Source organism: Myxococcus sp. AB025B (genome assembly GCF_006518215.1).
In the GTDB taxonomy this organism is placed as follows: domain Bacteria; phylum Myxococcota; class Myxococcia; order Myxococcales; family Myxococcaceae; genus Myxococcus; species Myxococcus fulvus.
The window spans coordinates 1-407 of the sequence record NZ_SRLW01000744.1 but is presented as its reverse complement, the minus strand read 5'-3'; the positions used below and the strand labels follow the sequence as shown (position 1 = coordinate 407).

Below are 407 nucleotides of genomic sequence, written 5' to 3'. Positions count from 1 at the left end.
GCATAGGGGCGCCCATCCGGCTCGCGGGCGGGCTCGAAGGCGCGCAAGCCGAGCGTCTCCTTCAGCCGCCCTCTCACGCGGGTGGACAGGTCGAACCCCAGCTCCCGGAAGAGGTCGTGGGTCTGCTCCGCCTCCCGGAAGTACGGCTCCGGGTCGGGAAGGAAGCGGGCCAGATAGGGGCCAATGGTGGTGAGCGCGCCATTGACATAGCGGGTGGTGGTGGCGCGCGCGAACTGGCCCTTGATGCGCTGGCAATGACTGTCGAACGTCTCCCGGGGGAGCAAGTCCCTCAAGACGACGACGCTGACGTCTCCTCGTACGAGCTGGCCGAGCACCTCGGGCCCGAGCGTCTGCCCTTGCCCCACGTGGTGAACCACGCTGCCCCAGTCGCCAGTCGGTCCTGTCGT

General features: G+C 68.8%; 1 protein-coding gene. It reads right to left on the bottom strand.

What is annotated here, in order from left to right:
• Positions 1-365 (bottom strand): hypothetical protein (locus tag FL311_RS43770; protein ID WP_141333611.1); only part of this gene is annotated, 365 nt, incomplete at its 3' end.
• Positions 366-407: the final 42 nt, after the last annotated feature.